The sequence below is a fragment of the Nocardiopsis sp. FR4 genome (genome assembly GCF_009830945.1).
Taxonomy (GTDB): domain Bacteria; phylum Actinomycetota; class Actinomycetes; order Streptosporangiales; family Streptosporangiaceae; genus Nocardiopsis.
Window position 1 is genome coordinate 209,738 of record NZ_VWVV01000008.1, and the last position, 26,908, is coordinate 236,645.

The 26,908-nt window shown below is 72.3% G+C and carries 24 protein-coding genes and 1 pseudogene; 19 read left to right on the forward strand and 6 right to left on the reverse strand.

All coding sequences use genetic code 11. The annotated features are described in order from the left end of the window. Positions 1 to 7 precede the first annotated feature (7 nt). Positions 8 to 685: an endonuclease NucS gene (gene nucS, locus FYW95_RS10320; protein WP_159943093.1), complete on the reverse strand. Its 678-nt coding sequence runs from the start codon at positions 683 to 685 to the stop codon at positions 8 to 10. Positions 686 to 895: 210 nt separating this feature from the next. On the opposite strand from nucS, the gene FYW95_RS10325 reads away from it, so the two are divergent. The 4 genes from FYW95_RS10325 (at position 896) to FYW95_RS10340 (ending at position 3,812) form a co-directional block, all read left to right on the forward strand. After that, positions 896 to 1,282 carry an SCO5389 family protein gene (locus FYW95_RS10325; RefSeq protein WP_159943092.1) on the forward strand — a complete coding sequence of 129 codons (387 nt, stop codon included), beginning with the start codon at positions 896 to 898 and terminating at the stop codon, positions 1,280 to 1,282. Between the two features lie 118 nt (positions 1,283 to 1,400). Further along, positions 1,401 to 2,609: a 3-hydroxyacyl-CoA dehydrogenase gene (locus FYW95_RS10330; RefSeq protein ID WP_159943091.1), complete on the forward strand. Its 1,209-nt coding sequence runs from the start codon at positions 1,401 to 1,403 to the stop codon at positions 2,607 to 2,609. A gap of 101 nt (positions 2,610 to 2,710) precedes the next feature. Continuing rightward, complete coding sequence (locus FYW95_RS10335; protein ID WP_201294797.1) at positions 2,711 to 3,043, forward strand: ATP/GTP-binding protein; 333 nt, start codon at positions 2,711 to 2,713, stop codon at positions 3,041 to 3,043. Positions 3,044 to 3,071: 28 nt separating this feature from the next. Then, a complete protein-coding gene (locus tag FYW95_RS10340) occupies positions 3,072 to 3,812 on the forward strand; it encodes an alpha/beta hydrolase (RefSeq protein ID WP_159943090.1) in 741 nt (246 codons plus the stop codon). Positions 3,813 to 3,896: 84 nt separating this feature from the next. On the opposite strand, the gene FYW95_RS10345 is transcribed toward FYW95_RS10340, so the two are convergent. Both FYW95_RS10345 and mce read right to left on the reverse strand, forming a co-directional pair. Further along, entirely contained in the window at positions 3,897 to 5,180 is a 1,284-nt protein-coding gene (locus FYW95_RS10345) for a DivIVA domain-containing protein (protein WP_159943089.1), read from the reverse strand. A 424-nt stretch (positions 5,181 to 5,604) separates the two neighbouring features. Next, a complete protein-coding gene (gene mce / locus FYW95_RS10350; RefSeq protein ID WP_201294798.1) occupies positions 5,605 to 6,120 on the reverse strand; it encodes a methylmalonyl-CoA epimerase in 516 nt (171 codons plus the stop codon). A gap of 86 nt (positions 6,121 to 6,206) precedes the next feature. Between mce and FYW95_RS10355 the strand changes: the two genes are divergently transcribed. Both FYW95_RS10355 and meaB read left to right on the forward strand, forming a co-directional pair. After that, positions 6,207 to 7,394, forward strand: a complete 1,188-nt coding sequence (locus FYW95_RS10355) for an acetyl-CoA C-acetyltransferase (RefSeq protein ID WP_159943088.1) — start codon at positions 6,207 to 6,209, stop codon at positions 7,392 to 7,394. Between the two features lie 196 nt (positions 7,395 to 7,590). Beyond that, complete coding sequence (gene meaB / locus FYW95_RS10360; protein ID WP_159943087.1) at positions 7,591 to 8,547, forward strand: methylmalonyl Co-A mutase-associated GTPase MeaB; 957 nt, start codon at positions 7,591 to 7,593, stop codon at positions 8,545 to 8,547. On the opposite strand, the gene FYW95_RS10365 is transcribed toward meaB, so the two are convergent. The 3 genes from FYW95_RS10365 to FYW95_RS10375 all read right to left on the reverse strand — a co-directional run bounded on the left by FYW95_RS10365 (position 8,544) and on the right by FYW95_RS10375 (position 13,285). Next, positions 8,544 to 9,353 carry an alpha/beta fold hydrolase gene (locus tag FYW95_RS10365; RefSeq protein ID WP_159943086.1) on the reverse strand — a complete coding sequence of 270 codons (810 nt, stop codon included), beginning with the start codon at positions 9,351 to 9,353 and terminating at the stop codon, positions 8,544 to 8,546. The two genes, meaB and FYW95_RS10365, sit on opposite strands and share 4 nt — an antisense overlap. Before the next feature lie 80 nt (positions 9,354 to 9,433). Then, positions 9,434 to 11,383: a glycoside hydrolase family 18 chitinase gene (locus tag FYW95_RS10370; protein ID WP_159943085.1), complete on the reverse strand. Its 1,950-nt coding sequence runs from the start codon at positions 11,381 to 11,383 to the stop codon at positions 9,434 to 9,436. A gap of 231 nt (positions 11,384 to 11,614) precedes the next feature. After that, positions 11,615 to 13,285 (reverse strand): glycosyl hydrolase family 18 protein, encoded by a 1,671-nt coding sequence (locus FYW95_RS10375; protein ID WP_159943084.1) that lies wholly within the window; start codon positions 13,283 to 13,285, stop codon positions 11,615 to 11,617. A gap of 564 nt (positions 13,286 to 13,849) precedes the next feature. Between FYW95_RS10375 and FYW95_RS10380 the strand changes: the two genes are divergently transcribed. From FYW95_RS10380 to FYW95_RS10440, 13 genes and pseudogenes are all read left to right on the forward strand, one after another. Continuing rightward, positions 13,850 to 14,371, forward strand: coding sequence for a MarR family transcriptional regulator (locus FYW95_RS10380; protein WP_159943171.1), 522 nt, complete (start codon positions 13,850 to 13,852; stop codon positions 14,369 to 14,371). A 75-nt stretch (positions 14,372 to 14,446) separates the two neighbouring features. Next, the gene (locus FYW95_RS10385) at positions 14,447 to 16,177 is read left to right on the forward strand and encodes a coenzyme B12-dependent isobutyryl-CoA mutase large subunit (RefSeq protein WP_159943083.1); all 1,731 of its coding nucleotides are present in this window, start codon (positions 14,447 to 14,449) and stop codon (positions 16,175 to 16,177) included. 144 nt (positions 16,178 to 16,321) lie between these two features. Next, positions 16,322 to 17,275, forward strand: a complete 954-nt coding sequence (locus FYW95_RS10390; RefSeq protein ID WP_159943082.1) for a tetratricopeptide repeat protein — start codon at positions 16,322 to 16,324, stop codon at positions 17,273 to 17,275. A gap of 186 nt (positions 17,276 to 17,461) precedes the next feature. Next, positions 17,462 to 18,235, forward strand: coding sequence for a cytidylate kinase-like family protein (locus tag FYW95_RS10395; protein WP_159943081.1), 774 nt, complete (start codon positions 17,462 to 17,464; stop codon positions 18,233 to 18,235). A 354-nt stretch (positions 18,236 to 18,589) separates the two neighbouring features. Beyond that, the gene (locus FYW95_RS10400) at positions 18,590 to 19,996 is read left to right on the forward strand and encodes an NAD-dependent malic enzyme (RefSeq protein ID WP_159943080.1); all 1,407 of its coding nucleotides are present in this window, start codon (positions 18,590 to 18,592) and stop codon (positions 19,994 to 19,996) included. Positions 19,997 to 20,094: 98 nt separating this feature from the next. Continuing rightward, the gene (locus tag FYW95_RS10405; protein ID WP_159943079.1) at positions 20,095 to 20,676 is read left to right on the forward strand and encodes a YqgE/AlgH family protein; all 582 of its coding nucleotides are present in this window, start codon (positions 20,095 to 20,097) and stop codon (positions 20,674 to 20,676) included. Between the two features lie 119 nt (positions 20,677 to 20,795). Next, the gene (locus FYW95_RS10410) at positions 20,796 to 21,038 is read left to right on the forward strand and encodes a DUF3039 domain-containing protein (protein ID WP_159943078.1); all 243 of its coding nucleotides are present in this window, start codon (positions 20,796 to 20,798) and stop codon (positions 21,036 to 21,038) included. 137 nt (positions 21,039 to 21,175) lie between these two features. Beyond that, positions 21,176 to 21,438: pseudogene (locus FYW95_RS28135) on the forward strand (hemin ABC transporter ATP-binding protein); the annotation flags it as partial. A gap of 6 nt (positions 21,439 to 21,444) precedes the next feature. Continuing rightward, positions 21,445 to 22,260, forward strand: a complete 816-nt coding sequence (locus tag FYW95_RS10420; protein WP_159943077.1) for a class E sortase — start codon at positions 21,445 to 21,447, stop codon at positions 22,258 to 22,260. Positions 22,261 to 22,269: 9 nt separating this feature from the next. Next, entirely contained in the window at positions 22,270 to 22,563 is a 294-nt protein-coding gene (locus FYW95_RS10425; protein WP_159943076.1) for a hypothetical protein, read from the forward strand. Positions 22,564 to 22,807: 244 nt separating this feature from the next. Then, entirely contained in the window at positions 22,808 to 24,532 is a 1,725-nt protein-coding gene (locus FYW95_RS10430; protein WP_159943075.1) for a DEAD/DEAH box helicase, read from the forward strand. 126 nt (positions 24,533 to 24,658) lie between these two features. Then, on the forward strand, positions 24,659 to 25,822 hold the full coding sequence (locus tag FYW95_RS10435; protein ID WP_236567836.1) for a zinc metalloprotease: 1,164 nt from the start codon (positions 24,659 to 24,661) through the stop codon (positions 25,820 to 25,822). Positions 25,823 to 25,889: 67 nt separating this feature from the next. Further along, positions 25,890 to 26,897, forward strand: coding sequence for a tryptophan--tRNA ligase (locus FYW95_RS10440; protein WP_159943074.1), 1,008 nt, complete (start codon positions 25,890 to 25,892; stop codon positions 26,895 to 26,897). Positions 26,898 to 26,908: the final 11 nt, after the last annotated feature.

Here is a 26,908-nt window from a genome sequence, read left to right on the forward strand (position 1 = left end):
ACCCGGATCAGAAGAGGCGCAGCACGTCCGGCTCGATGCCGCGCAGCTCGTCGTAGTCCAGCACCACGCAGGTGATACCGCGGTCCTCGGCCAGGACGCGCGCCTGCGGCCGGATCTCCTGGGCGGCGAAGACGCCGCGCACCGGCGCCAGCTGCGGGTCGCGGTTGAGTAGTTCGAGGTAGCGGGTGAGCTGTTCGACGCCGTCGATGTCCCCGCGCCGCTTGAGCTCCACGGCCACGGTGGCGTTGTCCCCGTCCCGGCACAGGATGTCGACCGGTCCGATGGCCGTCGGGTACTCGCGGCGGATGAGCGTGTAGCCCTCGCCCAGGGTGGTGATGTGCTCGGCCAGCAGCTCCTGCAGGTGGGCTTCGACGCCGTCCTTCTGCAGGCCGGGGTCGCGGCCCAGCTCGTGCGAGGAGTCGTGCATGACCTCCTCGACGGTGAGCACCAGCTTCTCACCGGACTTGCCGTGCGTGACCGTCCACACGTCCGGGCCGTCCTCGACGGTCTCCTCGCGCAGTTTGCAGGGCGGGTTCATCCAGTTCAACGGCTTGAACGCGCGGTCGTCGGCATGGATGGACACACTCCCGTCGGCCTTGATGAGGATCAGGCGGGGAGCCATGGGCAGGTGTGCGGTGAGCCGGCCGACGTAGTCGACGCTGCACCGGGCGATGACGAGGCGCACGAGAGGTCACGTTACCGCCTCGGCGCACCGCGTGGAGCGGCTCCGGCTAACCGACCCCGGCACGCATGGCAATGACAACCGTCTCCACATCCGTGTGCCCGGAGGGGAAGGCAGGTGTGTCCCCCATGCGCCATGACGGGGCGTCGGCGGACCTCTAACGTCTCCAGAGGGATCAGGACGATCCGTAGTACACCCGACGAAGGGACATCCATGTCGCTGACGGTCTCCCCCGACCTGCTGGAGAAGGCGCGGAGCGGTCCGGTCGAGGACGCCGACTTCATCGCCTGCATCAGGAGCTCCCTCCCCTACGCCTGGGAGGTGGTCAGCGGGCTGGCCGAGGGCGCGCGGACCTCGGAGTCCGGTTTCGAGGCCAACGAGGTGCCCCCGCCCGGGGAGGAGGAGCGGGGCCAGCTGCTGCGCCTGCTCGCCAGCGACGCCATGCGCGGCGCCGTGGAGCGGCACTTCGGCCTGCGCCTGGCCTTCCAGAACTGCCACCGGGTGGCGCTGTTCGCCCCCGGGGCCGAGGCCGCTCGCGCCGAGTTCACCTCCGCGCGGGCGCAGCTGCTCAACCAGTCGCCCGAACTCGTGGACTGCTGACCGGGAGGGGAGACCACGGCCGCCGCGCCGCTCCCGGCGCGGCGGCCGCATGGCACCGAGTGCCTGGCACGGGCATCCCGTGACGCGTGCGGAGGAAGCGGCCCCGTAGTCTGGGCGTATGGTGCAGGAATTTGACAAGGTCGGTGTCGTCGGACTCGGCACGATGGGTGCGGGCATCGCTGAGGTGTTCGCCCGTGCGGGGTTCAACGTCACCGGGGTCGAGATCGACCAGGCCGCCGTCGACCGCGGCCGGGCCCACGTGGACAAGTCCCTTTCGCGAGCTGTCAGCAAGGGCAAACTCACCGAGGAGGAACGCGCCGGGATCGACTCCCGGCTGACCTTCACCACCTCACGGGAGGACCTCGCCGACGCCGACTTCGTCGTCGAGGCCGTTCCCGAGCGGATGGACATCAAGAAGGACGTCTTCGGCGACCTGGACCGGATCTGCCCGCCCGGCACGATCCTGGCCACCAACACGTCGTCGCTGTCGGTCACCGAGATCGCCGCGCTCACCGGCCGACCGGACAAGGTCGTGGGCCTGCACTTCTTCAACCCGGCCCCGGTCATGAAGCTGGTCGAGGTCGTCACCACGGTCTCCACCGCTCCCGAGACCGTCGACGTGGTCTCCGAGGTCGCCAAGCGCATCGGCAAGACGCCCGTCGCGGTCGGCGACCGCGCCGGGTTCGTGGCCAACGCCCTGCTGGTGCCCTACGTCAACGACGCGATCCGCCTCTACGAGCGCGGGGTCGCCACCCGCGAGGAGATCGACGCCGCGGCGCAGAAGGCCGCCGACCTGCCGATGGGTCCGCTGGCCCTGGCCGACCTGGTCGGACTGGACGTCTGCCTGGCCGTGATGGACGTGCTGTGGGAGGAGTTCCGCGACCAGCGCTACGCCGCCTCGCCGCTGCTGCGCCGCATGGTCGCCGCCGGGCGCCTGGGCCGCAAGGCGGGCCTGGGCTTCTACGCGGGGACCGACGAGGCCCCCGAGCCCCGCCCCACGGGCCGCTACGCCGAGATGCTCCGCGAGGAGGAGACCCTCGACCTGGGCGAGGTGCTCATCGCCCCCCAGATCGACGACGCCATGCGCATGATCGGCGACGGCTACGCCTCCGCCCGGGACGTGGACACCGCCATGCGGTTCGGCTGCGGCTACCCCAAGGGCCCGACCGAACTCCTGGAGGAGCGCGGCGCCGAGTCCGTGGTCACCACCCTGGTCGCCATGCACGAGTACGGCCTGACCCACGTCGCGGTGCCCGCCCCGCTGTTGATGGACCAGCTGCCGGACGTGGAGGAGGGCCACGGCGGCGGCTGCGCCTGCCAGGCCTGACGGCCTGACCGCTTCGGGCACCGCACCGGGAGGGGTTTCCCCTGAGGCCGTCGCCACGTGTGTGGCGACGGCCACAGCCGCCGTTTGTCTACCCTGGACGGGTGAGCCCGCGCCGTAACTCCTCCCGACGCACGTCCTCCCGGGGCCGCAGGGCACCCGGTGCCGCCCCCGACGACGAGGACGCCCTCATGCTGCGCGTCACCGGGGGGCAGCGCCGCGAGACCGGGCCGGACGGGGAGTGGGTGACGCGCCGCATCCCCGGGGCCGCGGCCACCAAGGTCTACCGCTGCCCCGGCTGCGCCCAGGAGATCCCCGTGGGCATGGCCCACGTCGTGGCCTGGCGTCCCTACGGCGACGGCGGCGACCGGCGCCACTGGCACTCCTCCTGCTGGGACCGTCGCTCCCACCGCGCGCCCCGAGCCCCCCGCCGCTGAGCCCCGCCACCGACATCCCCGAGGAGCCATGGAGATCCGAGCCACCACGGTGCTGCCCGCCGTGCGACGCCCCATCACCCTGCACACCGCCGACGGCCTGGAGCTGGTCGGGGAACTCGCCCTGCCCGAGGGCCGCGAGCCCAGGGCCACGCTGGTGTGCCTGCACCCGCTGCCCACCGCCGAGGGCATGATGGACAGCCACGTCCTGCGCAAGGCCTCCTTCCGGCTGCCGGCCCTGGCCGACGTCGCCGTGCTGCGTTTCAACACGCGCGGCACCACCTCGCGGCACGGCACCAGCCAGGGGACCTTCGGCGAGGGCGAGGCCGAGAAGCACGACGTACTCGCCGCCATCGAGTTCACCGAGTTCGAGGGGCTGCCCGAGCCCTGGCTGCTGGGCTGGTCCTTCGGTACCGAACTCGCCCTCAAGTGGGGGGCCGACCCCCAGGTGAGGGGGGCCATCCTGCTGTCGCCCCCGCTGCACCGCGCCGACGAGTCCGACATGGCGGCCTGGGCCGCGTCGGGCAAGCCGGTGGTCGCCCTGGTGCCCGAGCACGACGACTACCTGCGTCCCGCGGAGGCCAGGGAGAGGTTCCGGCCGCTCACCCAGTGCGAGGTGATCGGGGTGGAGGGCGCCAAGCACCTGTGGGTGGGCGAGCCGTACGTGCGCCGGGTGCTGGACGAGGTCGTCAAGCGGGTCAACCCCGAGGCCCACCCGCTGCCGGTGGAGTGGGACGGCCCCTACGAGAAGGACACGCAGACCCTCCGGTAGGCCGACGAGAGGGGGCCTCCCCTCCCGGAGTTCCGGGAGGGGAGGCCCCCTTCTCACGTCCTGCCCAGTCTCCGAGGGGGACTGTTACTCCTGCCACCAGTCCTCGTCGTCGGCGCCCTTGCCGGAGTGCGCGGGCTGACGGGTCTCCTCCGCGGCCGGAGCGGACTCCTGCGGGAGGGCGGCCGGAGCCGGGGCCGGGGGAGCGGCCGGAGCGGCCGGGGCGGGGCCGCCGCCACCGAGCAGCTGGCGCAGCTGCTGCAGGTGCGACTGGATGCTGTCCCGCTGGCGGTTGAGCTCCTCGACCTCCTTCTTGGCGGCCGTCATGATCCGGTTGGCCTCGGACTTGGCGTCGCTGAGCTGGTGCTCGGCCTTGGACTTGGCCTCGCCCTCGATCTGCGCGGCGTTCTTCTTGGCGTTGCTGACCAGCTGCTTGGCGTGGTTCTCGGCGTCGCGACGGGTCTGCTCGGCCTGCTGGCTGGCCTTGGTGGCGCGCTGCTCGGCGCTGGCGGCCCGCTCCTCGGCCTCGTTGACCATCTTCTGCGTGGCGGCCTGGGCGGCGGCCAGGCGCTCGGCGTCCTGGCGCTCGGCCTCGGCGCGGCGGTCGGCCAGCTGCAGCTCGAACTGGTCCTCGGCCTCGGTGCGGCGGGCCTCGGACTCGGCGTAGGCGCGCTCGGCGTTCTTGCGCAGCTCCTCGGCCTGGCTCTTGGCGGCCTGGATGGTCTCGTCGCGCTCGCGCTTGGCGGCGGCACGGGCCTGGGCGCACTCGCGCTCGGTGGTCGTGCGCAGCTTGGCGATCTCGCCCTCGAAGGTGGCGCGCTTCTCGGCGATCTCGTGGTCGACCGCGGAACGCTTCTTCTGCACCTCGCGCTCGGTGACCGAGGTCAGCTCGTCGGCCTCGCGACGGGCCGTGGTGGTGATCTCCTCGGCCTCGGCCTCGGCGGTCTGGCGCATCTCGTCGGCCTCGCGCTGGGCGAGGGTGCGCACCTCGGTGGCCTCGGACTCGGCGGCGGCGCGCATCTCGGCGGCCTCCACCTTGGCCGCCGAGCGGATGTCGTTGGCGTCGATCTGCGCGCTCTGGACCAGCTCGTTGGCCTGCTCCTCGGCCAGGCGCAGGAGCTCCTCGATCCGCGAGCCCAGACCGGCGTAGGAGGGGCGCTCGCGCTCCTGGAGCTGGCGGTTCTTGGCGTTCAGCTCGCTGCTGAGCTTCTCGACCTTCTTGGTGTACTGCTTGACCTCGTTGCGCAGGCTGGCCGTGTAGTCGTCCACCTGGGTGCGGTCATAGCCACGCAGCACCACGTCGAATTCTTGCGGGGTGTTGTCTTCGTCGAAGATGTTGTTGAGCTGGGTGTCAATGTTGTTTGACGGCATGTGGCGGAATTCCTGAACGGGTGCGAGACGGCTACTTGCGAAGGGCCGGGGACGCAAGGAGGGCGGCTGCGTCGTCCCCCGGGGACGGGCGGGTCCGGAAGCGGAGAACCGGGCGGGGTGCGGCGGGCCGACAAGGCCCCTGACCGCGTCCGCTGTCGTCCGCGTGCGCCGCGTCACCCGACACGGCGGCACGGTCGACCCGGCTCGACTACCGGACTGCGAGATGTGGACCAACGCCGGAACAGCGAATCCGGCAGCTAGCCGACTTTATCAAGCGCGGAACCCCTGGGAAGAGGGTTTCGGGTAACTTCCGGTGACCTCTGTGCCCTCACGGGGCTGTGACACTCAACCTGTGATGTGTCCGGAACGCCCCCGTGACGTTGTTTCGGCGGTTTGGGGAGCTATGCCGTGTGCCGCCGGCGGCTCAGTGCGCGCTCTGCACCAGTTCGGTGAGGACCCCTCCGCAGTCCTTGGGGTGCAGGAAGACGATCCGCGAACCCGCGGTCCCCGCGCGCGGCTCGGCGTCCAGCACGCGCACGCCGCGCTCACCGACCCCCGCGGCGGTGGCGGCCACGTCGGCGGTCCCGAAGGCGATGTGGTGCACCCCCTCGCCGTGGCGCTCCAGGAACTTCGCGACGGGGGAGTCCTCGCGGGTGGGCTCCAGCAGCTGCAGGTACGTGGCCCCTCCGTCGTCGGTGCCGTTGGTCCGGAGCATGGCCTCGCGCACGCCCTGCTCCTCGTTCACCTCCTCGTGCGCCACCTCGAACCCGTACGTGGACCGGTAGAAGGCGATCGAGGCGTCGAGGTCGCGGCAGGCGATCCCCACGTGATCGAGCCGGGTGATCCCGGAGAACGGTGCGGACGGGACGGAGGGCGATGACGGTGTGGACGAGGAGGGCGGGGTGATGAACTCGCTGGCCGAGTGCGGTGCGTCACTCATGGGATGAACCTCCCGGGGGTCGCTGGCTACCGTGTGGGTATCGTTGCAGACCAGGTGCGTCATTTCTCACTTGGAGGCCAGTTACGATGCCCGGTTCCGTCATCGCCGGTGGGGCTCGCACCCCCATCGGCCGACTTCTCGGCTCCCTCGCCGGGTTCTCCGCCGCCGATCTCGGGGGCTTCGCGATCAGGGCCGCGCTGGAGCGCGCCGGTGTTCGCGGAGACCAGGTCGGCTACGTGGTCATGGGCCAGGTGCTCCAGGCCGGCGCCGGCCAGATCCCCTCCCGCCAGGCCGCCGTCAAGGCGGGTATCCCCATGAGCGTGCCCTCGGTCACCATCAACAAGGTCTGCCTCTCGGGCCTGGACGCCATCGCCCTGGCCGACCAGCTCATCACCGCGGGCGAGTTCGACGTGGTGGTCGCGGGCGGCATGGAGTCCATGACCAACGCGCCGCACCTGCTGCCCAAGTCGCGCAAGGGCTACAAGTACGGGTCCGTGGAGGTCCTGGACGCCACCGCGCACGACGGCCTGACCGACGCCTTCGAGGGCGACTCCATGGGCGCCTCCACCGAGCGGCACAACGCCAAGCTCGGCCTGGGGCGCGAGGAGCAGGACGCCTTCGCGGCCCGTTCCCACCAGCGCGCGGCCGCTGCCGCCTCCGCCGGGTACTTCGACGCCGAGATCGTCCCCGTCGAGATCCCCCAGCGCAAGGGCGACCCGGTGGTCTTCGCCGCCGACGAGGGCGTGCGCCCCGACACCACCGTGGAGAGCCTGGCCAGGCTCCGCCCCGCCTTCGACAGCGAGGGCACCATCACCGCGGGCTCCTCCTCGCAGATCTCCGACGGCGCCGCCGCCGTCGTCGTGATGAGCCGGGCCAAGGCCGAGGAGCTGGGCGCTCCGGTCCTGGCAGAGATCGGCGCGCACGGCAACGTCGCCGGCCCCGACAACTCGCTGCACTCCCAGCCCTCCAACGCCATCAAGCACGCGCTGGCCAAGGCCGGGCGTTCGGTGGAGGACCTGGACCTGGTCGAGATCAACGAGGCCTTCGCCTCGGTGGGCATCCAGTCCACCCGCGACCTGGGCGTCTCGGAGGACATCGTCAACGTCAACGGCGGCGCCATCGCGATCGGCCACCCGATCGGCGCCTCCGGGGCCCGGATCGCCCTGCACCTGGTCCACGAGCTGCGCCGCCGCGGCGGCGGGTTCGGTGCCGCCGGCCTGTGCGGCGGCGGAGGCCAGGGCGACGCCCTGCTGTTCACGGTTCCCGCCCCCTAACCGGGCGCCCTCCACGGGCCCGGCCGCGGGCAGCGGGAGATCCCCGAACGCCCGCGTGCCGGGGCCGCGAAGACCATCCGACACGAAGACACTGTGTAACCCGGGACAGCCCCGGCAAGCACGACGCACCTGACAGCCGCGGGGCGGGGGCCACGAGCCCTCGCCCCGCACTGCTCCGTTGAAACCGAGGAGTCCTATGCACACCCCCCAGCTGGTCGAGCGGGTCCGGGGGGGTGACCGCCGGGCGCTGGCCCGCGCGATCACCCTGGTCGAGAACGGGTCCGAGGAGCTGCGCGAGATCATGGCGGGCCTGGCCCCGCACACCGGCCGCGCCCGCGTGGTCGGGTTCACCGGCTCGCCCGGGGTGGGCAAGTCCACCACCACCAACGCCGTCGTGCGCGCCGCCCGGGCCCGGGGGCTCACCGTCGCGGTGCTGGCCGTGGACCCCTCCTCGCCCTTCACGGGCGGTGCCCTGCTGGGTGACCGCGTGCGGATGCAGGAGCACGCCACCGACCCGGGCGTGTTCATCCGCTCCATGGCCAACCGCGGGCACCTGGGCGGGCTGTCCTGGGCGACGCCGCACGCGCTTCGGGTGCTCGACGCCGCCGGGTTCGACCTCATCCTGGTGGAGACCGTGGGCGTGGGCCAGGCGGAGGTGGAGATCGCCGGTCAGGCCGACACCACCGTCGTGCTGTGCGCCCCGGGCATGGGCGACTCGGTGCAGGCCGCCAAGGCGGGCGTGCTGGAGGTGGCCGACGTGTTCGCGGTCAACAAGGCCGACCGCGACGGGGCCCGGGCGACCCTGCGCGAACTGCGCCAGATGGTGGCCATGAAGGACCGCGCCGACGAGGAGTGGAAGCCCCCGATCGTGATGACCGTGGCCTCCCGGGACGAGGGCGTGGACGAGCTGTGGGAGCGGATGGAGCAGCACTTCGCCCACCTGGAGGCCAGCGGCGAGCTCACCGCGCGCCGCCGCACCCGGGCCCGCGACGAGGTGCAGGCGATCGTGCTGGAGCTGTTGCGCTCGCGGATGGGCCGGATCGGCGACGAAGCCGGGTTGGACGCCCTCGCCCGCGAGGTGGCCGAGGGCGTCCGGGACCCCTACTCAGCGGCGGAGGTACTGGCCAAGGAGCTGGGCGCCGACCTGCGCTAGTCCCCGCCGAGGACCCGCCGCAGGACGGCGGCGAACCCCTCGGGGTCCTCGGCGAACCCGCCGTGGCCCCCGGGGAAGGTGACCGGCTCGGTGCCGAGCCGCTCGGCCAGCGCCAGGGACGTGCGGTGGGTGAGCAGGGGGCCCGAGGCGGCGCCCGCGCCCACCACGACCCGCGCGGGCCCGGCCCTGAGGGCGTCGGTGCCGGGCACGTGGCGGGTGGTGGCGCGGATCTCGTGCAGGTAGAACCGGCGGCTGTCGGCGAGCATCTGCTCGCCGGGCTCCTCGGAGGGCGCGTGGTCCCCCGCCTCCTCCACCGGGAACCCGGCGTTGGCCATGAACCTGGCCCACGCGGCGAACACGCCCTCCCGCCGGTAGGTCTCGATGATCTCCTCGGTCACGGCGTGCTGCTCGGCGGCGTCGGGGAGCAGCGACAGGAGCGGGGGCTCGTGCGCGACGACGGTCCGCACCCGGCCGGGGTGGCGCTCGGCCAGCGCCAGCGAGGTCACGGCTCCGCCGCTGGAGCCGAGCACGTCGGCCCGGTCCGCGCCCACCGCGTCCAGGAGGGCGACGAGGTCGTCCGCGCGCAGTTCGGGGGTGGAGTCGCTTTCCGGGTCGTCGAGGGGGCTGCGCGAGATGCCGCGCGGGTCGTGCGTGAGGACCGTGCGGTCCCGCGCGAGCAGATCCGCCAGCGGGGTGAACTCCTCGGCGCCCATGGGCGCTCCGGTGAGGACGAGGACGGGCCCCTCACCGCGGACCTCGTAGTACAGGGTTCCGTCGGCGGTCCTCAGGGTGTGGGTGTCGGTCATGTCCGCTCCTTCGCGTCGGGTCGCACAGGAACAGACTCCGGCGGGGGCGCGGACTCACCGCCCCCGCCGGAAGGGATCCGTCAGTCGTTCAGGGCCGCGTCGATGGCGGCCATGAGGCTGCCCCGGGCGTCGTCGCCGTCGACGGACCAGACCATGACGCCGCCCAGGCCGTTCTCCTGGGCCCAGTCGGTCTTCTGGGCCATGGAGACCTCGTCGTCGTAGGTCCAGAAGGTCGACCCGTCGTACAGCCAGGCGGTGCCCAGTTCGTCGTCGCGGTACAGCTCGTAGCCGGGGAGGTCCTTCAGCACCTTCCAGTCCTCGATGCCGTCCTCGTAGCTGCCGGGCGCGGGGCCGGAGGCGGCCTGGAAGAGGCCGTCACCGTCGGGACCGGGGGCCACCCCGGTCCAGCCGCGCCCGTAGAAGGGCACGCCCAGGACCATGTCGGCGGGGTCGACGCCGTGGTCCAGGTAGGCCTGGACGGTGGTCTGGGTGGAGTAGACGTCCGGGCCGGGGTCGGCGGGGTGCTCGACCAGGTTGGACTGGTGGTTGGCGGTGTTCTCCCAGCCGCCGTGGTAGTCGTAACCCTGCACGGTGATGAAGTCGAAGTCGCCCATGAGCGGCTCCATCTCGAAGCCGAGCTCGATCTTCTCCGGGTCCGCGGGCAGGAAGGCGGTCAGCTCGAACTGGCGGCCGGTCTCGTCCTCCAGGGCGTCCAGCTGCTGGCGGAACTCGTCGACCAGGGCGGTGAAGTTCTCCCGGTCCTCCGGGCGCACGGTGTTGTGCTCGTGCCCCGCCGAGCCGGGCCACTCCCAGTCCAGGTCGATGCCGTCGAAGACGCCGTAGGCGGAGCCGGGGCCTCCCGCGCCGTCGAACAGCGGCAGGTTGCCGCGCAGGAACTGGTCGATGCAGGAGGAGACCATGCGCTCGCGGGACTCCGCGGTCAGGGCGGCGTCGGAGAAGTGCTCGGACCAGGTCCAGCCGCCGAGGGAGATGTTGACCTTCAGGCCGGGGTGCATCTCCTTGAGCTTGAGCAGCTGGTTGAAGTTGCCGCGCAGGTCCTGGTTCCAGGTGTCGGCGACCCCGTCCACGCTCTCGTCGGCGCGGAAGGAGCGGCCGTAGTCGGCCCAGGCGTCGCCCTGGCCGAGCTGGTTGGCCATGAAGCACTCGCCGTTGGCGTTGATGTTGCCGAAGGCGTAGTTGACGTGGGTGAGCTTCTCGGCGGTGCCGGAGGTCTCCAGGTCGCGCACCAGGTAGCCGCGGTCGTAGATGCCCCACTGGGTGAAGTAGGCGACCCGGCGGTCCCCGGGCGGGTCGGTGGGTCCGCCGTCGTCCGCGCCGGTGGTGGCGCTCACCGGGGCGCTCTCGGGGCCGCGGTTGTTGGAGGTGTCGTAGGCGCGCACCGTGAACGCGTACGCGGTCTCCGGGGCCAGCCCGGTCACCGTGGCGGTGGTGCCGCTGACGGCGCGGACCACCTCGCCGCCGGAGAGGACCTCGTAGCCGGCCACCCCGGCGTTGTCGGCCGCGGCCGTCCAGCTCAGGGCCACGGTGGTGGCGGTGGTGCCGGTGACGGTCACGCCGGTGGGCGCGGTGGGCGGTTCGGTGTCCTCCTCGCCCGGCTCGCCCGAGCAGGGGGACCCGTTGACCGTGCAGTCCACGGGCACGGTGTCGCCGCCGCCGTGGGTGCCGTTGAACCCGATGGAGTAGCTGCCGCCCGCGGGGACGGTCGCGCCCCACGAGGGCGGGGTGACGGTGTAGGCGTCGCCGGACCGGCTGAGGGTGGCGTTCCACAGGCTGGTGATCGCGGTGCCCGAGGGCAGCCGCAGGCCGATGGTCCAGTCCGCGAGCGGGGCGCCCGAGTCGTTGTCGATGGTGAGCTGACCGCCGTAGCCGGTCTCCCAGCGGCTGGTCTCCACGTAGGTGACGGTGACGCCGGTGGACTCGGCGGCGGCGGGGAGGGGGGACAGGGCCAGGGGCAGGGCGATCGCGGCGGCTGCCAGTGCCGCGAGCCGGTGTCGAAGTCGTGTTCTCACTGGGTCTCCTGGTGCGTGAGGGGGGATCGCCCGTACCGCGCGTCGGGGCGGGACGGGGCTCGGACCCTCCGTCGGGGAGGGGGTGGCTGGCGCGGGGCGTCGCACATCGCTCCGCGCCAGCCGTGGCGGCGGTGCTCCCCGGATCAGAGCACCGACGCCGCCGGGGCCCGGTCCGGGGTCACCGGGCCGGGAGTCGGGGGACGGGAGGGGTCCCGTCGCGGTCCGGTCGCCTCAGTCGTTCAGCGCGGCGTCGATGGCGGCCATGAGGCTGCCCCGGGCGTCGTCGCCGTCGATGGACCAGACCATGACGCCGCCCAGACCCTGTTCCTGGGCCCAGTCGGTCTTGAGGGTCATGGCGGCCGGGTCGTCGTAGGTCCACAGGGTCGAACCGTCGTAGATCCAGGCGGTACCGGCCTCGTCGTTGCGGAAGACCTCGAACTCCCCGGAGCCGACCTTCTCGGCGAGGATCCGCCAGTCCTCGGTGCCCGCCGCGTACGTCCCCCGGGCGGGGCCGGAGGCGGACTGGAAGAGGCCGTCGCCGTCGGGGCCGGGCTCCACACCGGTCCACCCCTGGCCGTAGAAGGGGACGCCCAGGACGATCTTGGCGGGGTCCACCCCGCGGTCGAGGTAGGCACGCAGGACGGTCTCGGCGGAGATCACCGGCTCCGGGTCGCGGGCGTCCACGACCAGGTTGGACTGGTGGTTGGTCACGCTCTCCCAGGTGCCGTGGTAGTCGTAGCCCTGCACCGTGACGAAGTCGAAGTTCGGCATGAGATCGTCCAGCTCGTACCCGGCGTCCAGGCGCCAGCCCCCGGCGGGCATGAAGGCGGTCAGCTCGTAGTGGCGGCCGGTCTCCTCGCCGAGCTCGTCCATCTGCTCGCGGAACTCGGTGACCAGCGCGGTGTAGTTCTCCCGGTCCTCGGGCCGGACCGTGTTGTGCGGGTTGCCGCCGGAGCCGGGCCACTCCCAGTCCAGGTCGATGCCGTCGAAGACCCCGTAGGCGCTGCCCTCGCCGCCCGCGCCGCCGATCTCGGGCAGGTCGCCGCGCAGGTACAGGTCGACGCAGGAGGCGACGAGCCGTTCGCGGGACTCGGGGGTCAGGGCGGCGTCGGAGAGGTGCCGCGACCAGTTCCAGCCGCCCAGGGAGACGCTGACCACGAGGTGGGGGTAGCGCGCCTTGAGCTCGCGGAGCTGGTTGAAGTTGCCGCGCAGCGCCTGGTCGGGGTCGTCGGCCACGCCGTCGACGCTCTCGGCGGCCGGGACGACGCGGCCGTAGTCGGCCAGGGCGTCGCCCTCGCCGGGTTCGTCGGTCATGAAGCACTCGCCGTCGGCGCTGACGTTGCCGAAGGCGTACTGGATGTGCGTGAGCCGCTCGGCGCTGCCGCTGGCGACCAGGTCGCGCACGTGGTAGTCGCGCTCCCTGGCGCTCCACTGGGTGTAGTAGGCGACGCTGAGGCTGTCGTGGGAGGGGCCCTCTCCGCGCTCGCAGGCGGAGCCGTTGACGAGACAGCCCAGCGGGGCGGTGCCGCCCCCCGAGTGCACGCCGTTGAAGCCGAAGGAGTAGCTCCCGCCCGCCGGGACGCCGGCGCCCCAGTGCGGCGGGGTGATCGTGTAGCCGTCGGGGGTGCCCGCGAGCGTGGCGTTCCACAGGTGGTGGATGCGGCTGCCGTCGGGCAGGGCGAAGGTGAGGGTCCAGTCGCTGACGGGGGTGTCCGAGGCGTTGTGGACGGTGATCTTCCCGCTGTAGCCGGTGGGCCACCGGGCCGTCTCCGCGTAGGTGGCCGTGAGCCCGGAGGGCGGCGCGGCCTCGGCGGCGGCCGGGGGTGCGATCAGCGCCAGCGGTGCGAGCAGCACGCTGGCCGCGAGGGCCGCGAGGCGGGTACTGAGACGTCGTGCTCTCACGTCGGGGCATCTCCTGGTGCGTGAGCGGGGGCGGGGGGATGTGTCGACCGTGGTGCCGTGTGCGGTGGGAGGGGCTGCGATCGGACGGAGAGGCCGCGGGTTCCCGAGGGCCTGTTGGGGGCCGTTGGACGGGCCCGAGCCTGTGACGTGGGGGGATAAATTTTTAGGAAACTTAACTAATAATTCCGGGACGCGTCAACGCCCCGGGCGGGACTTTCTGCCCCTGTCGGGGGCGGGGCGGGGAGGTCCGCGGGCACTTCGGAGGGGGCGGAGCGGATTTTCCGAGCTGGCGGGGTGGACCAGTGGCCGGGGGTGGAAGGTGTCCCCTTGTGGCCACTGAGAACTCTTGCGCCGGGGTGGATTCGGTGCTAGCACGATCCGCCGTACCCCGCGCCGGTGCGCGCGAGCCCCACGTCGCGGTCGACCCGTACGGGCCCCGGGGTCCGCGGCCCCTCCGCGGAGGCCCCCGTTCCGCGGCGCGCGGACCGGCGGGTGGCGCGGGCCGCCTCCCGTCCGGCGAAGCCCCTGCTCCGCGCTGACTAGAGTGACGGCGTGGGTAATCCGTTGAATCTTCCGTTCGACCCGATCGAGCGCGCACACGACAACTGGACGCGCAGATGGGGGGCCTCGCCCGCCATGGCGGCGGTCACCTCCGTCATGCGCGCCCAGCAGATCCTGATCGGGGAGCTGGACGGGGCCCTCAAGCCGTTCGGCCTGACCTTCGCCCGCTACGAGGCGCTCGTCCTGCTCACCTTCAGCGGTTCGGGCTCCCTCCCCCTCGGCAAGATCGGGGAGCGCCTCATGGTGCACCCGACCAGCGTCACCAACACCATCGACCGCCTGGAGGGACAGGGCTTCGTGCGCCGGCGCCCCAACCCCAGCGACGGCCGCGGCGTGCTGGCCGAGATCACCGACTCCGGGCGCCGGGTCACCGAGGAGGCGACCGGCGCGCTGCTGTCCATGGACTTCGGGCTGTCCTGCTACTCCGACGAGGAGCTGTGGAGCATGCACGAGATGTTCACCAAGCTCCGGGTGGACTTCGGGGACTTCCCCGCCCCCGTCGCTGGGGCCGCCGAGGGCCGCTGACCGCCCGCCGCCCGGGGCCGGGCGCCACGGGCGCCGACCCTGTACATCATTAGTTGGACGTCCTACTATTTCGGTATGGCGAACACCACGAGTGACCCCACCAACGGCGGCGGGGCCGAGGAGATCAAGGCCGGGCGCGAGCGCTGGCAGCGCCGCTACGACTCCTCGCGCACACGCGAGGCCGACTTCACGACCCTGTCCGGGCGCACCCTGGAGCCCGTCTACGGTCCGCGCCCCGGCGCCGAGGTCCCCGGCTTCGAGCGCATCGGCTGGCCCGGGGAGTACCCCTACACGCGCGGCCTGTACGCCACCGGCTACCGCGGGCGGGCGTGGACCATCCGCCAGTTCGCCGGGTTCGGCAACGCGCGCCAGACCAACGAGCGCTACAAGATGATCCTGGCCTCGGGCGGCGGCGGGCTCTCCGTCGCCTTCGACATGCCCACCCTCATGGGCCACGACTCCGACTCCCCGCACGCGCTGGGCGAGGTCGGCCACTGCGGCGTGGCCATCGACTCCGTGGCCGACATGGACCTGCTCTTCGACGGGATCCCCCTCGGCGAGACCACCACCTCCATGACCATCAGCGGACCGGCCGTCCCGGCGTTCTGCATGTACCTGGTGGCGGCCGAGCGCCAGGGGGTGGACATCCGCACCCTCAACGGCACGCTGCAGACCGACATCTTCAAGGAGTACATCGCCCAGAAGGAGTGGCTGTACCCGCCCGCGCCGCAGCTGCGGCTGATCGGCGACCTCATGGAGTACTGCGCGGAGAACATCCCCGCGTACAAGCCCCTGTCGGTGTCCGGATACCACATCCGCGAGGCCGGGGCCACCGCCGCCCAGGAGCTCGCCTACACCCTCGCCGACGGCTTCGGCTACGTCGAGCTGGGCCTGTCCCGGGGACTGGACGTCGACCGGTTCGCGCCGGGGCTGTCCTTCTTCTTCGACGCCCACATCGACTTCTTCGAGGAGATCGCCAAGTTCCGCGCCGCGCGCCGCATCTGGGCCCGCTGGCTCCGGGACGTCTACGGCGCCAAGACCGGGAAGGCGCAGTGGCTGCGCTTCCACACCCAGACCGCCGGGGTGTCCCTGACCGCGCAGCAGCCCTACAACAACGTCGTGCGCACCGCCGTGGAGGCCCTCGCGGCCGTGTTGGGCGGCACGAACTCGCTGCACACCAACGCCCTGGACGAGACCCTGGCGCTGCCCACCGAGCAGTCCGCCGAGATCGCCCTGCGCACCCAGCAGGTCCTCATGGAGGAGACCGGGGTGGTCAACGTGGCCGACCCCCTCGGCGGCTCCTGGTACCTGGAGGCGCTCACTGACGAGCTGGAGGCCGACGCCGAGCGGATCTTCGCCCAGATCCTGCGCATGGGCGGGGGAGAGGACGCCGAGCACGAGATCGGCCCGATGACCTCAGGCATCCTCGCCGGAATCGAGAACGGCTACTTCAGCTCCGAGATCGCCGAGTCGGCCTTCCAGTACCAGCAGGCGCTGGAGAAGGGCGAGAAGAAGATCGTGGGAGTCAACTGCCACACCAACACCGTCTCCGGCGAACTCGACATCCTCCGGATCAGCCACGAGGTCGAGCACGAGCAGAAGCGGGTGCTCGCCGAGCGCCGCGCCTCCCGCGACGGGGCCGCCGTCGAGCGGGCCCTGGCCGACCTGCTGGCGGGCGTGCGCGCGGGAGACCGCAACCTGATCCCGCTGATCATGGACGCGGCCCGCGCCGAGGCCACGCTCGGCGAGATTTGCGCGACCATGGGCGAGGAGTTCGGCACCTACACCGAGGACCCCCGGTTCTGACCCGGTCCCGGCCCCCGCCCGCACGGGCCCCGCCGGAGGCGACCGGCGGGGCCCGCCGCGCGAAGGGGGAGGAGTCCGCGGCCCGGCGGGACGGGGACCCGCGCGCGGGCGGCGTCCCGCCCGCGCATACGGCAGGATGGAACCATGCAGCCTTCGGACTTTTCACCGAACAGTGCCGTTGACCTCGGCGCGCGCAAGGCGGCCATGGAACGCGAGGCCAAACAGCGCGCCGCGGAGTCGGCGGGTCGATCCAATCCCTACGCCGTCAACGTCGACGAGTCCAACTTCCAGGCCCAGGTGCTGGAGCGGTCCATGGCCGCCCCGGTCGTCCTGGCCGTCCTGGCGGGATGGTCGGAGCAGTCCAAGCAGGTCGAGACCGCCCTGGACAAGCTCTCGGCGGCCTCCGGCGGCAACTGGTTCCTGGCCAAGGTCGACAGCGAGGCCAGCCCGCAACTGGTCCAGGCCCTGCGCGTGCCCACCACGCCCATGATCGTCGTGGTCGTCCAGGGCCAGCTCCTGCCCGGCCCGGCGGGCCCGGCCACCGAGGAGCAGCTCACCGGCTGGCTGGTCGAGGCCTTCGCCGCGCTCAAGGAACAGGGCGCGCTGCCCCCCGGCCACCCGGGCACCGTCACCGGCGACCCCGGCGCGCAGGACGCCGCCGAGGGCCAGCCGGAGCAGCCGCAGGGCCGCCCGGTGGACGCGGAGGCGCAGGAGGCCCTGGAGCGGGGCGACTTCGCGGCGGCCGAGGCCGTCTACGCCAAGGCCGTGGAGGCCGACCCGGGCGACGCCGAGTCCCGGAGCAAGCTCGCCCAGGTCCGCCTGGTCGGCCGCCTCCAGGAGGTGGACGCCAACGCGGCCCGCCAGGCCGCCGCCGACAACCCCGAGGACGTCGGAGCCCAGATCACCGTCGCCGACATCGACATGTACGGCGGCAAGTTCGAGGACGCCTTCGACCGCCTCATCGCCACGGTCAAGCGCACCTCCGACGAGGACCGCGACCGGGCGCGCACCCACCTGCTGGGGCTCTTCGAACTGCTGCCGCCGGGCGACCCCAGGGTCAACGCGGCCCGCCGCAAGCTCACCTCGGCGCTGTTCTAGGCCGGGGCCGGGAAAGGACAGGGGCATCCCGGACCCGCGCGCCCCGGCCCCGGGGCCGGGGCGCGCGGGTCCGGCCGCACACGGGCCGGACCGGCGCGCGAGGGGCCGGATAGCCCGTGCCCAGGGGGGTACACCTCCGCCAAGAGGCGGGCACACGGCCCGCGCGGCGACCTGGCAGGTACCCCCATGGCGACCGACGGCACTTCCGCGGGCCACGGCAGGCCCGTGGTCACGCTCTCCGCCTCCTACGGCGCGGGAGGAGGGGCGGTCGGCCGGGCCGTCGCGGCTCGGCTCGGCGTGGCCTTCCTGGACCGCGCGGTCCCCAGCGAGGTGGCCGCCCGCATCGGCTGCTCCCTGGAGGAGGCCCTCCAGCGCGACGACCGCGCCCCCGGCGGGCTCGAACGCCTGCTCTCCAGCGCCGCCCGCCTGCCCACCGTCACCCTGGGCGGCGTGGACACCGCCCTCATCGGCACCACCAACGAGGAGGGCCGGCTCCTCTACGACCACGAGTTCGTGGAGCAGACCGAACGGGTCATCGGCGGGGTGGCCCTGAGCGGCGGCGTCGTCCTCGGCCGGGCCGGGGCCCTGGTCCTGGCCGACCACCCCAGCGCCCTGCACGTGCGCCTGGACGGAGACCGCCGCGCGCGCCTGGACCGGGCGCGCACCCTGTGGACGGCCGGGGACCGCAGCGAGCGCGGCGCCCGCGGCTGGGGTGGGGAGGAGCCCACCCGGCGCCTGCTCGAGGACAACGACCGCGCCCGGACCGCCTACGTACGGCGCTTCTACCGGGCCGACCCGGCCGACCCGCGCCACTACCACCTGGTGCTGGACGCGCCCGCGCTGTCGCTGCGGGCGTGCGCGGACCTGGTCGTGCGCGCGGCGCGCGACCGCGCCGACGCGGCACCGGAGGCCGACACCGCGCCTCCCGTTGACGGACGGGACACCCCGAAGTCAACGTAAATTGTGCGGTTTTTTACCATCGCGGTAATTCTCACCTTGTGCTGACGACAGCCACTTGACTCGGGTAAGGTGAGGCGACTCGGTTACGGGTCCAGACCACGCCCCCACCGGAGCCCGTCCCACACGCCGGTGGCACCATGGGGGCACCGGCGCGCGCACCGGAACACGCGGTGTCCCGCGCGCACGCGTCCAGGCCCTCCCCCTCCGCGACCGTCCGCGGTCCCGGTACGCGGAGCGGGCGGCGGCACCCGTCCCCGGCTCGCCCCCGGCGGGGCCGCCCGGCACCCGCCACCCGGCCGAGCCGCCCCGCGCCCCGCGGACGCACGACACCCAGCCAGAGCCAAGGAGCAACACGTGGCCACCCTTCCCAGCGTTTCCTACTCCATCACCGTCCGCCTCGAACTGGACGCTGGGGGCAGCGCGGTCGGCAGCCTCACCAACGCGGTGGAGCAGGTGGGCGGCATGATCACCGCGCTGGACGTGGCCGCGGCCGGGCACGAGCGCATCCGCATCGACGTCACCTGCGCCGCCCGCGACACCGAGCACGCCCAGGCCATCATCGACGCCCTGGGCGCGATCGAGGGCGTGGTCGTGCACAAGGTCAGTGACCGCACCTTCCTCATGCACCTGGGCGGCAAGATCGAGATGAAGTCCAAGGTGCCGCTGCGCAACCGCGACGAGCTCTCCATGGCCTACACCCCCGGTGTCGCCCGCGTCTCCCAGGCCATCGCGGCCAACAAGGACGACGCCCGCCGCCTGACCATCAAACGCAACAGCGTCGCCGTGGTCACCGACGGCTCCGCGGTCCTGGGCCTGGGCAACATCGGCCCCGAGGCCGCCATGCCCGTCATGGAGGGCAAGGCCGCCCTGTTCAAACGCTTCGCCGACATCGACGCCTGGCCCATCGCCCTGGACACCCAGGACGTGGACGAGATCGTGCGCACCGTCCAGGTGCTCGCCCCCGGCTTCGGCGGCATCAACCTGGAGGACATCTCCGCCCCCCGCTGCTTCGAGGTCGAGGCCCGCCTGCGCGAGCTGCTCGACATCCCCGTCTTCCACGACGACCAGCACGGCACCGCCATCGTCGTCCTCGCGGCCCTGCGCAACGCGCTGCGCGTGGTGGGCAAGAAGCTCAGCGAGGTCCGCATCGCCATGTCCGGCGCGGGCGCGGCCGGTACCGCCATCCTCAAGCTGCTCATGCACGCGGGCGCGCGCGACGTCATCGTCAGCGACGTGAAGGGCGCCGTGCACACCGGGCGCGAGGACATGGACCCCACCCTGCGCTGGATCGCGGAGAACACCAACCCCCAGGGCTACGACGGCGACCTGCGCGGCGCCGTGGCCGGGGCGGACGTGTTCATCGGGGTGTCGGCCCCCAACCTGCTCAGCGGTGAGGACATCGCGGAGATGAACGAGGACTCCATCATCTTCGCGCTGGCCAACCCCGACCCCGAGGTCGACCCGGAGGTCGCGCACCTGCACGCCGCCGTCGTCGCCACCGGCCGCAGCGACTACCCCAACCAGATCAACAACGTGCTGGTCTTCCCGGGGTTCTTCCGCGGCCTGCTGGACGCCCAGAGCCACCACGTCACCTCGGACATGATGGTCGCCGCCGCCGAGGCCCTGGCCGACGTGGTCACCGAGGACGAGCTGGGCCCGAACTACATCATCCCCAGCGTGTTCCACTCCGACCTGTCCCACCACGTGGCCAGCGCCGTGCGCGAGGTCGCCCAGCGCGACCAGGCCGCCCGCGGCGAGTAGCCCCGGGCCGTGCGCGGTGCCCCGCCGCACGGCCTCGCTCCCGTAACGGGCTGGGGAACAGCGGCGGATCGCCGACGGTTCCAGGGTAGGTGTGGAGCATGGACCAGCCGACGATGACGGGGCGCCTCCTCGTGGCGAGCCCCCTTCTGCAGGAGGACTCCTTCCGGCGCTCGGTGGTGTTCGTCGTGGACGACGGGGACGACGGCACCCTCGGCGTGATCCTCAACCGCCCACTGGAGGTGCCCGTGGACGAGGTCGTCGCCGACTGGGGCGGCTACGCCAGCGAACCCGCGGTCATGTTCTCGGGCGGACCGGTCGGCGTCGGCTCCGGCATCGCCCTGGGGGTGGCCGGGCCGGGCGAGCCGCCGCCGGGGTGGTCCCCGCTGCAGGGCCTGGACCCGCAGCTGGGCCTGGACGGGCTGGGCGTGGTCGACCTCGACGGCCCCGCGCAGGTGCTGGGCGGGGCGCTCGGCGCCTTCCGCGTCTTCGCCGGGTACGCCGGGTGGAGCGAGGGGCAGTTGGCCGGGGAGATCGAGGAGGGCGCCTGGTACGTGGTGGACGCGATCGCCGACGACGTCTTCACCACCGCCCCCGAGGGACTGTGGTCGCGGGTGCTGCGGCGCCAGGGCGGCGACATGGCGCTGCTGTCCACCTTCCCCGACGACCCCACCCTGAACTGAGCCCGTCGCACCGGGGTCCGGACCGCATACCCGGAACCGGAGTCCCCGAACCGGGACCGCCGGGGTGGGCCGCGACACCCTATACCGTGGAACGCAGACGTTGAAAGGTGTGAGGCACGATGGCGATGGACATCCTCAACAAGGTCCTCCCGGACAGCGAGACCAAACCGGACATCTCCCACGACGGTGGTGACCGCGAGCGGTTCGCCCACTACGTCCAGAAGGACAAGATCACCGAGAGCGCCGTCACCGGCAACCCGGTGATCGCCCTGTGCGGCAAGGTATGGGTGCCCAACCGGGATCCGAAGAAGTTCCCCGTGTGCCCCGAGTGCAAGAAGGCCTACGAGGAGATGATGAAGTAGTTCTCCCCGGCCCGGCGCTCCGCGGCCCGGCCGCGGCGAACGCCCGGGGCCCCGGCACACCGCCCGGTGTGCCGGGGCCCCGTCGTGTCGGCGCGCCCGCACGTTCCGTCCGGTTCCCGCCCGGGCGCACCTCCGTCGCGCGACTCGCGGGGCGCGGCGGTGCGGTTATCGTGGTCCTGCACGATTTGGGGCTTGCGGCGGCCTACGCCCATCGTGTGGCGATACCCTCCCAGGGACGGGTGGCCGCACGGGGCGCCCCCGCCGACGTTCTCACAGCGTCGCTGCCCGGCTCCGTCTACCAGCACGAGGTCGAAGTCCTGCCGCATCCGCGTACCGGGGTTCCACTGGTCGTACCCCCTCCGGTAGGTGCCGGTGCGTACGGAGACGTCCACAGAAGTAGGTCGTATTGGTGTCCACAACTGAACGGCAGTACCACGAGGATTCCTGGTCCGATGGTGAGGACGAGGACTGGGAGGGGCGCGGTCGACGGGCTTCGGGCGGGCGGCGCCGTCGCTCCCGCAGGCCCAGGGCCACCCCCGGCGACGTCGTCCGCGGCATCGTCCGGTTCGTCGGCGAGATCATGCTGACCGCCGGCCTGCTCATGCTCTTCTACGCGTCCTACGAGGTCTACGGCTCCCAGTGGGAGACCGACCGCGAGCAGCGCGACCTGGCCCAGGGGCTGGAGGAGGCCTGGGCGGCGGAGGCGGAGGCCGGGCCGGACTCGGCGCCGCTGCCGGGCAGCGCGGACAGCCGCCTGTACGTGCCGTCGCTGGACCTGGACTGGATCGTGGTCAACGGCACCACGCCGGACGACATCCGCTACAGCCCCGGCCACTACACCGAGTACCCCAGCTCGCCCGGCGGCGAGGGCAACTACGCGGTGGCCGCCCACCGCACCCCCGGCCTGTTCTGGGACCTGGACCTGCTCCAGGAGGGCGACGTCATGGTCCTGGAGGACAAGGAGAACTTCTACACCTACGAGGTCTTCCGGGACGAGACGGTGCTGCCCACCGACGTGTGGGTGATCGAGCCCGACCCGTTCGACGACGCCACCGACGAGGAGCCCGGACGCTCCCTGCTCACCCTCACCACGTGCGCGCCCAAGCTGAACAACACCCACCGCCTCATCGTCTGGGCGGAGCTGGTGGAGACCACGCCCAAGTCCGAGGGGATGCCCGAGTCGATCGCGCACATGGCCCCCGAAGCCGACGAGGACGAGTGAGGAACGCGAATGTACGGTCTGATCTGGCGCATCCTGCCCGGCCCGTGGGCCTCCAAGTTCATCATGGCTGTCGGTCTGCTGGCGGGCGCCGCCGCGCTGCTGTGGTTCTTCGCCTTTCCGGCGATCTCCCCGTACATGCCCTTCAACGACGGCGCCGTCGACGTCCAGGGCGCGGGAACCGGAGCTGAGACCGGAGCCGAAACCGGTGAGGACGGGCTTCGTGATGGCACTGGGCCTGCCGAGGATGAAGGGGTTTCTGAGGAGCAGGGCTTCGAGGAACCGGCCGAGGAGGGACGGGGGTAGCCGATCCGGCGGTGGACCCCTCGACCGAACGCGGGAGACCATCCTCACCTGGCGGCGCGCCGCGGCCCGAGGGGCCCGGCGCGCCGCGCCGCTGTCCGGGCCGGCGCCAGGGCACGCGCACGGCACCACCGGGGCGAGTCCTCGGGGGGCACGCCGTGTGCGCGGCACCACTGGCCTGGCTCCCGGATCGGTCGGGTGCTGCCGCTAACCTCTAGCAGGTGAGTAACGGGGGACGGTTCGAAGAATGACGGTGACGCAGACCACGACGGAGGACCGGCTTCGGGGCCTTCGCGCATGGCAGCGTGAGGCGTTCGAGGAGTACTTCCGCCGGGAACCACGCGACTTCCTCGCCGTGGCGACCCCCGGCGCGGGCAAGACCACCTTCGCCCTCACCCTGGCCAGCGAGCTCCTCCAGCGGTACACGGTGCGGGCCATCACCATCGTGTGCCCCACCGAGCACCTCAAGAAGCAGTGGGCCGAGGCGGCCGCCCGGTTCGGCATCGCCATCGACCCCGACTTCCGCAACGGGCAGGGCGCCCTGGGCCGCCAGTACGTCGGCGCCGCCGTCACCTACGCCCAGGTGGCCGCGCACCCGATGCTGCACCGCAACCGCACCGAGGCCCGCAAGACCCTGGTCGTCTTCGACGAGGTGCACCACGCGGGCGACGCCCTCTCCTGGGGCGACGCGGTCCGCGAGGCCTTCGACCCGGCCACCAGGCGGCTCTCCCTGACCGGCACCCCCTTTCGGTCCGACATCAACCCCATCCCGTTCGTGGACTACGTCCAGGACGGCGCCGGGGTGCGCCGCTGCTCGTGGGACTACAGCTACGGCTACGGTCCCGCCCTGAACGACGGGGTCGTGCGCCCGGTCATCTTCATGGCCTACTCCGGGGAGATGCGCTGGCGCACCCGCGCGGGCGACGAACTGGCCGCCCGGCTCGGCGAGCCCCTCACCCAGGACGCGCTGTCCCAGGCGTGGCGGGCCGCACTGGACCCCAAGGGCGACTGGATCAAGCGCGTGCTCCAGGCCGCCGACCGCCGCCTGACCGAGGTGCGCAAGACCCACCCCGACGCGGGCGCGCTGGTCATCGCGAGCGACCACGAGAACGCCCGCGCCTACTCGCGCATCCTGCGCCAGATCACCGGCAAGGGCGCCACGGTCGTCCTGTCCGACGACCCCACCGCGTCGAAGAAGATCTCCCGGTTCGCCGCGGGCGACGACCGCTGGATGGTCGCGGTGCGCATGGTCTCGGAGGGGGTGGACGTGCCCCGCCTGATGGTCGGGGTCTACGCCACCTCCACCAGTACCGCGCTCTTCTTCGCACAGGCCATCGGCCGCTTCGTGCGCGTGCGCCAGCGCGGCGAGGTGGCCTCGGTGTTCCTGCCCTCGGTGCCGACCCTGCTGGAGTACGCGGGCGAGATGGAGCGCGAGCGCGACCACGTGCTCGACCGCTCCCCGGCCGAGGGCGACGAGTATCCCGAGGACGACCTCCTCAAGGAGGCCAACAAGAAACGGGACACCCCCGACGCCGGGGAGGAACTGCCCTTCGAGACCATGGAGTCGGCGGCCGAGTTCGACCGCGCCCTCTACGACGGGGCCGAGTACGGCGGCGCGCCGGGCTCCACCGAGGAGGAGGACTTCCTGGGCCTGCCCGGTCTGCTCGACCCCCAGCAGGTCTCCCAGCTCCTGCGCAAGCGCAAGGCCGACCTGAAGGCCAGTGAGCTCAGGACCAGGAAGCAGGAGCCCGAGGCGGAGGAGGAGGGGCCCACGCACCAGGTCCTGGCCGACCTGCGCCGTGAGCTGAGCGGCCTGGTGGGCGCCTGGCACCACCGCACCGGCAAGCCGCACGGGGTGATCCACAACGAGCTGCGCCGGGCCTGCGGCGGGCCCCCGGTGGCCCAGGCCACCCCGGCGCAGATCCGTGAGCGGATCGCCAAGATCCGGGCCTGGGCGGTCGGCGGGCGCTAGCCGCCCCGCCCGCCCGCTGGACCGCGCGGTCGCTGAGCCGCCCGAATGGATCAAAACGGGCAAACACTTCGTAAGGCCGCGCACGGCTCATAAGCTCTCAGTGTTCATTCAATTACCTTATGTGAGATGAGTGGACAAAGCCCTCGCGGCGGGTCAGCCGCGCTCTGGACCGGACTGCTGATGTGCGGTGTCGCCCTGACCGGCGTGGCCGGAGCCACCGCACCCGACGCCGCCCGCGCGCGGCTGGCGTCGGAGGACGCCGCCGCGTTCGAGGAGTGCCTTCCGGGCACGGCGGCGCGCGTGACCGACGCCGAGGGGGGCACCCGTCCCCCCGAGGGCGGGGAGCTGAGCCCGAGCCAGGCCGCCGACTACCACCGACAGCTCCGCGAGGCGCTCGTGCCGCTGCGCGGCCAGGAGCTCCAGCCGCCGCACACGATCCCGGTCGTCGTGCACGTGATCTCCTCCGAGGACGGCAGCGGGGACATCAGCGACGATCGCGTCCGGGAGCAGATCGACGTCCTCAACACCGCCTACAGCGGCGGCCGGGCCGACGTCTCCGCCGCCTCCGGCACGACGGACGGCACCGGCGGTCCCGGGAACGCCGACGGCACCGGCCAGGAGAACGGCTCCGACGCCGGCTCCGGCGGCCCCGACACCTCGCAGCCGGGCGCGGCCCTGGACGCGGCGCGGGCCGCCGTGGAGGCCGCCGACGAGGCCGTGGACACGGGCTTCCGCTTCGAGCTGACCGAGGTCACCCGCACGGTCAACGACGACTGGTTCGCCAACTTCGACGACAACCGCGACACCATCAGGGCCCGGCTGCGCCAGGGCGACGCCGCGACCCTGAACATCTACACCGCCGACCTGGGCCCCGGTCTGCTGGGCTACTCCACCTTCCCGCAGGACTACGAGCAGGACCCAGAGCAGGACGGCGTCGTGGTCGCCCACGACACCCTGCCGGGCGGGGACCGGGAGCGGTTCAACCTCGGCCACACCACCACCCACGAGGTCGGCCACTGGCTCGGGCTCTTCCACACCTTCCAGAACGGGTGCGACGAGCCGGGCGACTACGTCGACGACACGCCCTACGAGCGCGAGGCCGCCTCCGGCTGCCCCGGGGGCCGCGACACCTGCCCCGACCGGCCGGGCGAGGACCCCGTCACCAACTTCATGAACTACAGCGACGACGCCTGCATGACCCACTTCACCGACGGCCAGGGCCAGCGCATGGTCGAGCACTGGGCGGCCTTCCGGGAGGGGTCCGCGCAGCAGCTGGCCCGTGCGGGCTGACCGCCCCGCGCCCTCCCCGGCACAGGGATGAGCGTCCCGAACCCGCGCCACCGCTACTCTGGTGGGCATGGCAGCGAACACGTACCTGACCGGTATCAAGCCCACCGGCGACTTCCACCTGGGCAACTACGTCGGCGCGATCAAGCCCGCCCTCGCGGCGTCGTCGGAGTACGACACCTACTACTTCATCGCCGACTACCACGCCCTCAACACCATCAAGGACGCGGACGAACTGCGCCACAGCATCCGGTCAGGCGCTGCCACCTGGCTCGCGTGCGGTCTGGACCCCGAACGGACCGTGGTCTACCAGCAGTCCCGGGTACCCGAGACCTTCGAGCTCACCACCATCCTGAGCGCCCTGACCCCCAAGGGCCTCATGAACCGCGCGCACGCCTACAAGGCCGCGCGCGACCGCAACAACGAGGCCGGGATCACCGACCTGGACGCCGGGATCAACATGGGGCTGTACAACTACCCCATCCTCATGGCCGCCGACATCCTCATCATGGAGGCCACCCACGTCCCCGTGGGCCGCGACCAGACCCAGCACATCGAGTACACCTCCGACATCGCCGGGTACTTCAACCACCGCTACGGCGAGGCCTACAGCTTCCCCCTGCCCAAGGGCGTCATCGACGAGGGCGAGGCGAGCATCCTGCCCGGCGTCGACGGCCGCAAGATGAGCAAGTCCTACGACAACCACATCCCGCTCTTCCTGCCGGAGAACAAGCTCAAGAAGGCCATCCGCCGCATCCCCACCGACTCCACGCCGGTCGAGGACCCCAAGGACCCCGACAGCTCGGTGCCCTTCCAGCTGCTCACCCACTTCGCGGACGCCGACAGGGTGGCCGACGTGCGCAAGCGCCTGGAGGCGGGCGGCATGGGCTGGGGCGAGCTCAAGAACGAGCTCTTCGAGGCGGTCAACACCGAACTCGGCGCCAAGCGGGACCGGTACGAGGAGCTGATGGCCGACCCGGCGCGGATCGACGCGATCCTGGAGGCCGGTTCGGAGCGCGCCCGCCAGCGCGCCCGCGCCACCCTCGACCGCGTGCGCGCCGCCATCGGCGTCGCCTGAGGCCCGGCACG

What these genes read in the sequence shown, in the direction of transcription:
- FYW95_RS10440 (WP_159943074.1), top strand. Translation starts at nt 25,890, where the DNA reads ATGGCAGCGAACACGTACCTGACCGGTATCAAGCCCACCGGCGACTTC.
- FYW95_RS10405 (WP_159943079.1), top strand. Translation starts at nt 20,095, where the DNA reads ATGGACCAGCCGACGATGACGGGGCGCCTCCTCGTGGCGAGCCCCCTT.
- FYW95_RS10355 (WP_159943088.1), top strand. Translation starts at nt 6,207, where the DNA reads ATGCCCGGTTCCGTCATCGCCGGTGGGGCTCGCACCCCCATCGGCCGA.
- FYW95_RS10340 (WP_159943090.1), top strand. Translation starts at nt 3,072, where the DNA reads ATGGAGATCCGAGCCACCACGGTGCTGCCCGCCGTGCGACGCCCCATC.
- FYW95_RS10325 (WP_159943092.1), top strand. Translation starts at nt 896, where the DNA reads ATGTCGCTGACGGTCTCCCCCGACCTGCTGGAGAAGGCGCGGAGCGGT.
- FYW95_RS10430 (WP_159943075.1), top strand. Translation starts at nt 22,808, where the DNA reads ATGACGGTGACGCAGACCACGACGGAGGACCGGCTTCGGGGCCTTCGC.
- FYW95_RS10395 (WP_159943081.1), top strand. Translation starts at nt 17,462, where the DNA reads ATGGCGACCGACGGCACTTCCGCGGGCCACGGCAGGCCCGTGGTCACG.
- FYW95_RS10330 (WP_159943091.1), top strand. Translation starts at nt 1,401, where the DNA reads ATGGTGCAGGAATTTGACAAGGTCGGTGTCGTCGGACTCGGCACGATG.
- mce (WP_201294798.1), bottom strand. Translation starts at nt 6,120, where the DNA reads ATGAGTGACGCACCGCACTCGGCCAGCGAGTTCATCACCCCGCCCTCC.
- FYW95_RS10365 (WP_159943086.1), bottom strand. Translation starts at nt 9,353, where the DNA reads ATGACCGACACCCACACCCTGAGGACCGCCGACGGAACCCTGTACTAC.
- FYW95_RS10425 (WP_159943076.1), top strand. Translation starts at nt 22,270, where the DNA reads ATGTACGGTCTGATCTGGCGCATCCTGCCCGGCCCGTGGGCCTCCAAG.
- FYW95_RS10385 (WP_159943083.1), top strand. Translation starts at nt 14,447, where the DNA reads ATGGCGAACACCACGAGTGACCCCACCAACGGCGGCGGGGCCGAGGAG.
- FYW95_RS10435 (WP_236567836.1), top strand. Translation starts at nt 24,659, where the DNA reads ATGAGTGGACAAAGCCCTCGCGGCGGGTCAGCCGCGCTCTGGACCGGA.
- meaB (WP_159943087.1), top strand. Translation starts at nt 7,591, where the DNA reads ATGCACACCCCCCAGCTGGTCGAGCGGGTCCGGGGGGGTGACCGCCGG.
- FYW95_RS10410 (WP_159943078.1), top strand. Translation starts at nt 20,796, where the DNA reads ATGGCGATGGACATCCTCAACAAGGTCCTCCCGGACAGCGAGACCAAA.
- FYW95_RS10390 (WP_159943082.1), top strand. Translation starts at nt 16,322, where the DNA reads ATGCAGCCTTCGGACTTTTCACCGAACAGTGCCGTTGACCTCGGCGCG.
- FYW95_RS10345 (WP_159943089.1), bottom strand. Translation starts at nt 5,180, where the DNA reads ATGCCGTCAAACAACATTGACACCCAGCTCAACAACATCTTCGACGAA.